3 protein-coding genes are annotated in these 9,421 nt (G+C 64.3%); all 3 read right to left on the bottom strand.

The window, feature by feature from the left end:
- Positions 1-31 precede the first annotated feature (31 nt).
- Genes recD through recC form a run of 3 tightly spaced genes read right to left on the bottom strand, consistent with a single transcriptional unit; the run spans position 32 to position 9,248 of the window.
- Positions 32-2,107: an exodeoxyribonuclease V subunit alpha gene (gene recD / locus ACFY68_RS23595; protein WP_387532384.1), complete on the bottom strand. Its 2,076-nt coding sequence runs from the start codon at positions 2,105-2,107 to the stop codon at positions 32-34.
- A complete protein-coding gene (gene recB / locus ACFY68_RS23600) occupies positions 2,104-5,775 on the bottom strand; it encodes an exodeoxyribonuclease V subunit beta (protein WP_387532387.1) in 3,672 nt (1,223 codons plus the stop codon). Before recB ends, recD begins: the two co-directional genes overlap by 4 nt.
- Positions 5,772-9,248, bottom strand: a complete 3,477-nt coding sequence (recC, locus tag ACFY68_RS23605) for an exodeoxyribonuclease V subunit gamma (protein ID WP_387532390.1) — start codon at positions 9,246-9,248, stop codon at positions 5,772-5,774. The genes recB and recC overlap by 4 nt, the downstream gene beginning before the upstream one ends.
- Positions 9,249-9,421: the final 173 nt, after the last annotated feature.

Raw genomic sequence — 9,421 nt, forward strand, 5'->3', positions numbered from 1 at the left:
ATAGCACAACGCCGCCACCTCCGTAGGGGCGTCAGACCTGCTCGAGCATCAACCCGGAGATCCGCCTCACCTTGCGCCCCACCGCTTCTTCGAAGATGCCCTGGCGTGGCTCGATCAGGCTGAAACAGTGCTTGGCCCGGGTAATGCCGGTGTACACCAGTTCCTTGGTCAGCACCGGGTTGAGCGCGTCCGGTAACACCAGGGCGGTGTGGCTGAACTCCGAGCCCTGGGACTTGTGCACGGTCATGGCGAAAACCGTTTCCACTTCGTTTAGGCGGCTGGGTAGGACAAACCGTACCCCGCCGCTGCCGTCATTGCGCGGGAACGCCACGCGCAGCAGCGGCTCGCCGTGTTCATCCGGCAAGCGCAGGGCGATGCCGATGTCGCCGTTCATCAGCCCGAGGCCGTAGTCGTTGCGCGTTACCAGCACAGGGCGCCCTTCGTACCAGGGCTGCTGGCTGTCGATCAGCCCGGCGCCATGCAGCACACGCGCCACCCGTTCATTCAGGCCTTCGACACCCCAGGCGCCCTTGCGCACTGCGCAAAGCAACTGGAAGTCCTCGAAGCTGCGCAGCACCTTGCCGGCCCATTGTTCCCAACGCGGGTCATCGAATGCGCTGCCTGGCGCCGGGCGGTAACGGCCGATGGCGCGCAGGTAGCTGCGATAGCCTTGCGGGCCTTCGCTGCCGCGGTTGAGGCCATCGAGTATCAGCCGATCGAACGCGCGGTCGTGCTCGCCGCGCAAGGCGAGGCCGAAGACGTCCGACGGTGGCATCGTCAACAGGTCGCGGGCCGCCTGGGCTTGTTGGCGGTTGACCAGCCGCGCCAACTGGCCGATGCCGCTGCCTTCGCCAAAGCGCCGGGAAAACCGCAGCATCACCACTTGCTGGGCCAGCGGGTTGCGCTGTGCGTCACCCGCCTTCAGGCCGCTGTCCGTCAACGACTGGCCACCAATCTGCTCCAGCCAAGCCTGGGTGGCGGGTGAGTAGCAGCCCTCTTCGGCATCCCGGCACAAGTCGCCGAGTACCGCGCCGGCTTCGACCGAGGCCAGCTGGTCCTTGTCACCCAGCAAAATCAGGCGCGCTTTGGGGGGCAAGGCATTGAGCAGGTTGGCCATCATCTCGAGGTCGATCATCGACGCTTCATCGACCACCAGCACATCCAGCGGCAGCGGGTTGCCGGCGTGGTGGCGGAAGTGCCGCGAACCCGGCCGGCTGCCCAGCAAGCGGTGCACCGTGCTGACGTCGGTGAGGATCTGCCCGCGCACCTCGCCGCTAACCTGCAAGCGCTCGACCTGCTGGCCGATGGATTCGGTGAGGCGGGCGGCGGCCTTGCCGGTCGGTGCCGCCAGGCGGATGCGCAGGGGCCTGCCCTGCTCTACCGCAGGCGCCTGCAGCAAGGCCAGCAGGCGGACTACGGTGGTGGTCTTACCGGTGCCAGGGCCGCCAGTGATAATGCTGAAACCGGCGCGGGTGGCCAGGGCACAGGCCAGCTTCTGCCAGTCCACCTGGCCGGCCAGAGCGCCTTCGTCGAACAACTGCGCCAGGCGTGCTGGCAGGTCTGCCGGGGCTGCATCTTCCTGGCTCAGGCGTTGGCGCAGGGTTGCGTCGATCTGCCGTTCGTAACTCCAGTAGCGGCGCAGGTAGAGGCGCTCGCCGCTGATCACCAACGGCCGCGACTGCTGGCCAGGGGTGTTGCCAGCGGCTACCAGTGGGCTTGCGGTGATGCGCTGGCGCCAGGTGCCCAGATCGAGGTTGGCGAGCAGTTGCGACGGCAGCAGCAAGGGGCCTGCCAAGGCATCGCCTTCCGGGGGCAGCGACAGGGCGAAGTCCGGCTCGGCGAGGGTCTGTTGCAGGTCGAGGCAGACGTGGCCGTGGCCCAGTTGATGGCTGGCCAACGCTGCAGCCAGCAGCAGCAATGGATCGCTACCGGGAGCGCGTTCTTCGAGAAAAGACACGAACGCCCGGTCGAGGGCGCGCAACCAGCCGCGCTCGACCCAACGGTCGAGCAGTTGCAGCAGGTCAGCACTGATGCGTTGCGGCGCGAGCGTCAACAGGTGTTCGGCGTTCAGGGGCGTGGGCAAGAGGTCATCTAGGGTGCGGCTCATGGCGCAGCTCCGGCAAACAGGTCCTGCTGTTGCGGCGCGTGCACGCCGCGGAACAGCGCATCGAGCGCTTCGATCAGCTCGCGTGGCGGTTTGGCGAAGTACACGCCGTGGCCACTGCTGTTGGCGCCACGCAGGAAAATGAACAAGGCGCCGCCCACATGAAGGTCGTAATCGTAATCGGGCAGGCGGGCACGCAACTGGCGATGCAGGGCCAAAAGGTACAGCACATACTGAAGGTCGTAGCGATGCTCGAGGATCGCCTTCTCCATGGCCAAAGTGTCATAGGCCTGGATGTCGGGGCCAAGCCAGTTGGACTTGTAGTCGGCCACGTAGTAACGCCCGTCCAGCTCGAACGCCAGGTCGATGAAGCCCTTGAACATGCCGTTGAGCAATGTTGGCTGGGCAGCGGGGCGCGCCGCGCCTGGGTGGGTATGGCGCGCTACCAGGCGGTCGAGCTGCTCTGCATCGACCTGATGGCTGGCGAACCAGAACTCCATTTCGATCTGGTAGTGCTGCAGCTGCGCCAGAGTCAGGGTCACATCACGGGCCGGCAAAGGCTCAGTCAGCAGTTGCTCCAACCATTGGTTAAGCGTTGAAATCCAGCCGGTCCAGTCGCGTCGGTTGCAGCGTTGCCCGACGGTGCGTGCGATCAGTGCGGGGTTGGCCGCGACTTCGGCAAAACCTTCGCGCCCCGCCCACTCGAGCAGGCCATGCAGGAAGGTGCCGGGGTTCGGACCGCGCGGGAAGCGATGCATATCGCCACCGTCAGCCGGCACTTCACGCAGCACTTGCGCGTCGACGACTTCATCGTCGAGCAGTTGCTGGGCCTGGGAGCTGTCGGCGCCCAGCGTCTGCTCGCCGACCCGCAAGGCACTGTAGGAAGCGATCCACCAATGCTCGGCCGCTGGGCGACGCGGCTTGCGCGCCGGCAACAGTTCGCGTTCGGCATGGGGCGTGCGGTAGCACGTGTCGTCGGCTGCCGGCAGGCCTGGGCAGGCAATGTGCGGGCAGCCCGCCTGCAGGCTGCGCAACCAGTCGCCCAGTTGTGCCGAGCCCTGCAGCGGCAAGCCACCACCGAGCAGATAGCCGAGCGCTGAACGGTGCAGCTGCGAGCTTTTCTGGTTGCCACGCTTGAGGTCGGCAACACCCAGCCAGCACGCATGCTGGGCACGCGTGAGGGCTACATAGAGCAGGCGCAAGTCTTCGGCCAGGCGCTCGTCATCGGCCAGGGCTATCTGTGCCTGGTCGGGGGTGAGTGTCAGCTGCGCATTGCCCTGGCTGTCGTGCCAGGCCAACGGCAGGCGGCTGCCGTCCACCGGCTTGCTGGTGCAGATGAACGGCAGGTAGACCAAGGGGTATTCAAGGCCCTTGGATTTGTGGATGGTCACCACCTTGACCAGTTGCTCATCACTTTCAAGGCGCAGGATCTGTTCTTCCCCGGCCTGGCCGGAGTTGGCCAGGTGCTCCGCCAGATGGCGGATCAGCGCCTGTTCGCCATCCAGCTCGCCGGCCGCTTGCTGCAGCAGTTCGGCCAGATGCAGCAGGTTGGTCAGCACTCGCTCGCCATCACTGCGGGCAATGAGCGTGCGCGGCAACTGGAAGTCGTGCAGCAGGTGGCGCAACATCGGCAGTACGCCTTGGCGCTGCCAGGTGTCACGGTAACGGCGAAAACGCATCACCCAATCTTCCCAGACCCGCTCGTCCTGGTTCAGCTGGTCCAGTTCGGCCAGTGATAGCTCAAGCGTCAGGCTGGCCAACGCGGCTTTGAGCAAGCGCTCGGAGTCCGGTTCGGCGCAGGCCTTGAGCCAGGCCAGCAGGTCATGTGCCTCCTGGGCGGCAAACACCGAATCCTTGTCGGAAAGGTAGACGCTGCGCACATCACGGGCCGCCAATTCCGCACGCACCAACTGCGCCTCATGGCCATCACGCACCAGGATGGCGATGTCGGATGGCAGGCAGGGCCGAAGTGCGCCGTCAGCCTTGCGCAAACCACTGACGCCACGCTGAGCGCCATTGAGCAGGGTAACGATGTGGCTGGCGCAACTGGCTGCCATTTGCTGACGGTAAAGTGTGCTGGAAACGGGGTCTTCGCTTTCCAGCTGCCAGCATTGCAGGGCCGCGGCGGCCTCGCCGTCGATCAGCAGGTGTTCGCTGCGGCCCTTGGCACGCACTTCGATGAACGGCAGCGGGTTGTCATCGGCCTCGCGGAACAGGAACGCGCCGCGCCCTTGCTCACGTGCTTCGGCCTGCAGGAATACTTGGTTGACCGCGGCCACCATCGCCTCGCTGGAGCGATAGTTGGTGTCCAGGCTGTGCAGCCGGCCGGCGGTGGCGCGCCGGGCGGACAGGTAGGTGTAGATGTCGGCACCGCGGAAGGCATAAATCGCCTGCTTGGGGTCGCCGATCATGAACAGGCCGGTTTCTGCGCGGTTTTCGCTGATGCAGTAGATGCGCTCGAAGATCCCGTACTGCACCGGGTCGGTATCCTGGAATTCGTCGATCAGCGCGACCGGGAACTGTTCGCGGATCAAGCTGGCCAGGCGCTCACCGGCCTCACTGGCCAGAGCGTGCTGCAGGCGCAGCAGCATGTCGTCGAAACCCATCTCGGCGCGGCGGCGTTTTTCTAGCTCGAAACGTGCCGCGACCCAGGCGGCGGCGTGCTCGAGCAAGCGTGCATCGGGGCTGGCCAGGGCCTGCAGCTGTTGCGGCAGGCCTTGCATGGCCTGCAAGGCCGGGTGAGCTGGCGGCTCGCCAACCTTCCACGCTTCAGCCATGCCGGCGGGGGTCAGGCGGGTGAAACCGGTACCCAGGTCGAGCTCGACGACCTGCTCATCACTCGCCCAGGCACGCAGTTTTTCGAACCACGGCTCGAAGAAGCGTGCCTGCAGCTTGCGCCCGTCAGCCTGCTTGGCGGCGACGGCATCGCGGCAAATTTGCTGCAACTCGTCCGCCCACTTTGCCCATGGCGCTTTCAACAGACACAGCTGATCGACGCGCTGTTGCAGTGCGCTGTCGATCAGTGCCTGCGGCTCGTGCTCATCCTGGTGTGCACGGACGCGGCCGAACAGCGGGCGGATACGCGGCAACAACGCGTCGGGGCTGCCCCAGTGGCTGCGCACCCAGGCTAGAGCGTCGCCTTGCATGCCATAGCAAAAGCGTCGCCAGTAGTCGCGCATGACCTGGCCGAGCAACTCGCTATGGTCGGTTTCGAGGCTCTGGGTGAACAGGCTGCCGCTGTCGAAGGCATGCTCGCGGAGCATGCGCTGACACCAGCCGTGAATGGTCGAAACGGCCGCTTCGTCCATCCATTGCACCGCCACTTCCAGGCGATTGGCGCAGCGTGCCCAGTGCTCTTCGGGGTAATCGTCACGCAACTGGTGCAGCAGCGGGTCCGCCTCTGGCAGCTCACTGCGGAAGAAACGCGCAGCTTCGGCCAGGCGCGCGCGAATACGCTCGCGCAGCTCTTTGGTGGCGGCATCGGTGAAGGTCACCACGAGGATCTGTGGCGGCAACAACTCACGGCCGAAGCCTTGCTCACCGCCATGGCCGAGGATAAGCCGCAAGTAGAGCGCGGAAATGGTGAAGGTCTTGCCGGTGCCCGCACTGGCTTCGATCAGTTGGCTGCCGTGCAGGGGGAAACTCAGTGCGAGGGGACGGTCCTGGGTCATGCGCCACTCTCCGGATTGCCCAAGGTCTGCCAGGCTGCGCTGAATAACGGGCGGTACAAGGTTTCGCACCAGCCTTCAAAGGTTTCGTCGGCACTGAGCGCAGCGAAGTCGCGGAACTGTCTGGCAAGCGCCACGCTTTCACTGCGCTCGCCGAAACTGGTGCGGCCGTCGCCTTCATAGGCACGGGTGGCGGCGGCGAGTGCTTTGTCGGGGTCGTCCTGGGCCAGCCAGGCGAACGCTGTCTTGGCGGCAACCGGCAGCGGTGCATTCATTGCGGCCTGGCGTGATACCAGCAGATGGCCGAGCTGTTCCGCGGCTTCGGGCTGCGGCAGCGGTGGCAGCAACAGGGTGATGTCACTGGCCAGCAGCGCGCTGTGCAATGGATACCCTGCAGCACAGGCCGCCAGGTGCATGACCCAGCTGGCAATCAAACGGTGCCATTTAAGGCTGTTGCGCCCCGCATTGATGGTGTTTGGCACCGTGGTGATGCTCAACAGGCTTTCATCTGCGCCCTGGTACACCCTGCCAAGCCAGCCCTCGAGGCGGTGGCTACCATGCTCGAAATGGATCGGCAGCGCACCCTCGACCACATCGGGCCAGCGTTGTAGCAACTGGCGGTGGCGCTGCAGCAGGTCGGGCAGGGGTTGAATAAGCTCAGCCTGCAGAAGCTCGCCAAACCCGGCCAGCGGTAGCATGCCGCAAGCCTGCAGCCGGCGCGCTTGGGCGGTTAACGCTTGCTCGGCATTTTCCGGATCGGCCAGGGCGGCACCCAGCAGGCTTTCACTGGCGCTGTAACGCTGCAGCGCATCGAGGACGAACGGCTCTTCATCCGGCGCGGGGGCTTCCAGTGCCTCGAAGTACACCTTTAAACGCTGACTGAAGAAATGCCGCACCGGGTGGCGCAGAAAGTCCTGCAACTGGGTCAGGGTCAGTGCTTCATCGTTGTTGTACGAAGACAAGCCGGGTTGGGGCTGGTTAACTTCATCGGCTTGCTGGTGTAGCAGTTGCCACTCATGGGCATAACTGAACAACCCGCTGCCTTTCTGGAAATACCGTGGGCTGAAAGGTTGCAGTGGGTGCTCCTGAGTCAGCGCATGCAACAACTGTTCGCCTGCCTGCGGGCCTTCTCCACCACCGGCCACGCGCCAGCCGCCGGAAAGGTGATCGCGCAACTGGCCGATGAGCACGGATGCCGGGCGCTCGCTGTTGTCGCGGATGCTCCGGCCTACCCAGCTGATGTAGAGCTGGTCGCGTGCCGACAGCAGTGCTTCGAGTAGCAGGTACCGGTCGTCCTCACGGCGTGATCGATCGCCAGGGCGGTAGTCGCTGGCCATCAGGTCGAAGTCCAGCGGTTGCTGGGCGCGTGGGTAGTCCCCATCGTTCATGCCCAGCAGGCAGACGACCCGGAACGGGATGGCTCGCATCGGCATCAGGGTGCAGAAGTTTACCGAACCCGCAAGAAAACGCTGGGACAGCTTGCCCTGGTCGAGGCCCGACAGCCACGCCTCACGGATCACAGTAAGGGGTAACAGGTCCTGCAAGCCAACGGTCTCGCAGACCTCCAGCCAGCTATCGCGAAGCTCCTGCAGTTGCATCAGCAGGAACTCGTCATGTTCATCCTCCGCCAGGAAGAACACCTGCAACAACGCATTCAGGCGCTCTCCCCACTCAGCCGCCGTGGCAGGCTGGGACAAGGCCTGGTTGGCCACATCGAGGGCGTCGAGCAAGGCTACCAGCGGGCCGATCAGGGCAGCATCCAGCCCACCGATTTCGTCGTAAGGCTCGATGCCGTCACAACCCTCGCCCATGCCGACGGCATAACCCAGCAGCATGCGTCGCAGGCCGAAACGCCAGCTGTTTTGCTCCAGGCCTTCGGGCAGGCCGAGCGTGGCCCGCTGCTCGGCATTCAGGCCCCACCGTATACCCGCACCTTCGATCCAGCGGTGCAGGGTCGGCAGATCGCTTTCGCGTATGCCGAAACGTGCACGCACTGCCGGAACGTCGAGCAGGTCGAGCACTTCGCTGACGGCGAAACGGCTGTCTGGCAGCTTGAGCAGGTGTTCAAGGGCAATCAGCAGCGGATCGCGGCCACGCTGGCCCTGGTCGGTCAGGGTAAAGGGGATATAGCGCGGGTCGTGGCGCTGCAACTGGCCGAATACGGCGCGGATATGCGGTGCGTAGGTGTCGATCGCGGGCAGCATGACGATGACGTCACGCGGGCGCAGCGTGGGGTCGGCACTGAAGCGGGCCAACAATTGATCGTGCAGGATCTCCACTTCACGCTGTGGGCTGTGAGCGATGTGAAAGCGTACCGAGCGGTCTTTGCCGAGGTCGATCTCTGGCCACAGCTCGCGTGTTTCGGCAAGTGGGCGCAGCTCGAGGATATCGTCCTGCAGCTGGTTGAGCAGGGTCTTCGGCTCGCTTTCGCTGAACAGGTCGATGCGCCCGTCGCTGAAGACACCCTGATAGCTACCAGGGTCGTCATAACTGTCTAGCAGGTTGATGTAGTCGCGGCCCTGCTTGCCCCAGGCGGCCAGCAAAGGGTGGGCGTGCTGATGCAATGACTCGTCATCCAGGTGCAAAGGCATGCCTTGCTTGCGCTGCTGGCGTTTGTACTGGTGGCGCAGCAAGTCCTTGTCGGCAACGATGTCGGCCCAGTGATGGCGGCACGGGTTGTGTACGCACAAGAGCACTTGGCTGAAACGCGCGAGGCCGGCGAGCGCCTCCAGCGCCTGGGCAGGCAACGAGGAGATACCGAACACGATTACCCGCGATGGCAGGCCGGCAGGTGGCTGCTCAAGGCTGTTGATACGCTCGATGAAACGCTGATGCACCCCGGCCCGGCTCTGAGCCATGCCCTGCTCGCCGACATCTTCAAGCAGCGCACGCCATAGTTCGGCCTGCCAGCGGTTACCGGGAGCCAGCGGTTTACGTTCGCCGCGAGCCGTATTGAGGACGTGCTCGCCGGCAGCCCAATCCTTCAGCCAGTCGGCGCGGTAGACCTGGTACTGGTCGAACAGGTCAGCCAGACGTTCGGCCAGTTGATAGCGTTTGCGCAGGTCGCTGTCATCGGTGAGAAAGCGGCGCAGCGGTTCAAAATGGGGGCGCTCGATCAGTGCTGGCAACAGACGCATGAGGCGCCAGGTCAGCGGCGCCTTGTCCAGCAGAGAGACCTCGGGGATCTCGTCGCGGCCCAGCACCTTTCTGTAAAGCTGCCACATGAAGCTGCCCGGCAACTGCACTTCGATGGCGGCGGCAATGCCGCAGCCGCCCTGATCATCTTCGAGCGGGTCTTCGGCCAGAGCCAGCTTGAGCCACTGGGCGATGCCGTTGCTCTGAACCAGGGCGATTTCGTTTTCCAGCGGTGCCAGCGGATAGCGGCGCATCCAACTCACCACCAGGCTGCGCAAATCGTCCAGGCGGTTGCCGTGCACGATCATGAAGCCGGGATGTAATGAGGTAGGCTTGGCCATTTAGGGTTCTCTGGAAGACGCTGGGAACTGGTAGGGAACGATATCACGGCTGGCTGCCGAGACCGGACTCAGTAAAATCCAGAAAAGACAAAACCCCTACCTGCTCGCGCAGATAGGGGTTTTGCGAAATGAATCTTGACGATGACCTACTCTCACATGGGGAAACCCCACAC

Origin of the sequence: Pseudomonas sp. NPDC012596, assembly GCF_042902325.1 — a bacterium.
GTDB lineage: Bacteria > Pseudomonadota > Gammaproteobacteria > Pseudomonadales > Pseudomonadaceae > Aquipseudomonas.

What these genes read in the sequence shown, in the direction of transcription:
- recC (WP_387532390.1), bottom strand. Translation starts at nt 9,248, where the DNA reads ATGGCCAAGCCTACCTCATTACATCCCGGCTTCATGATCGTGCACGGC.
- recD (WP_387532384.1), bottom strand. Translation starts at nt 2,107, where the DNA reads ATGAGCCGCACCCTAGATGACCTCTTGCCCACGCCCCTGAACGCCGAA.
- recB (WP_387532387.1), bottom strand. Translation starts at nt 5,775, where the DNA reads ATGACCCAGGACCGTCCCCTCGCACTGAGTTTCCCCCTGCACGGCAGC.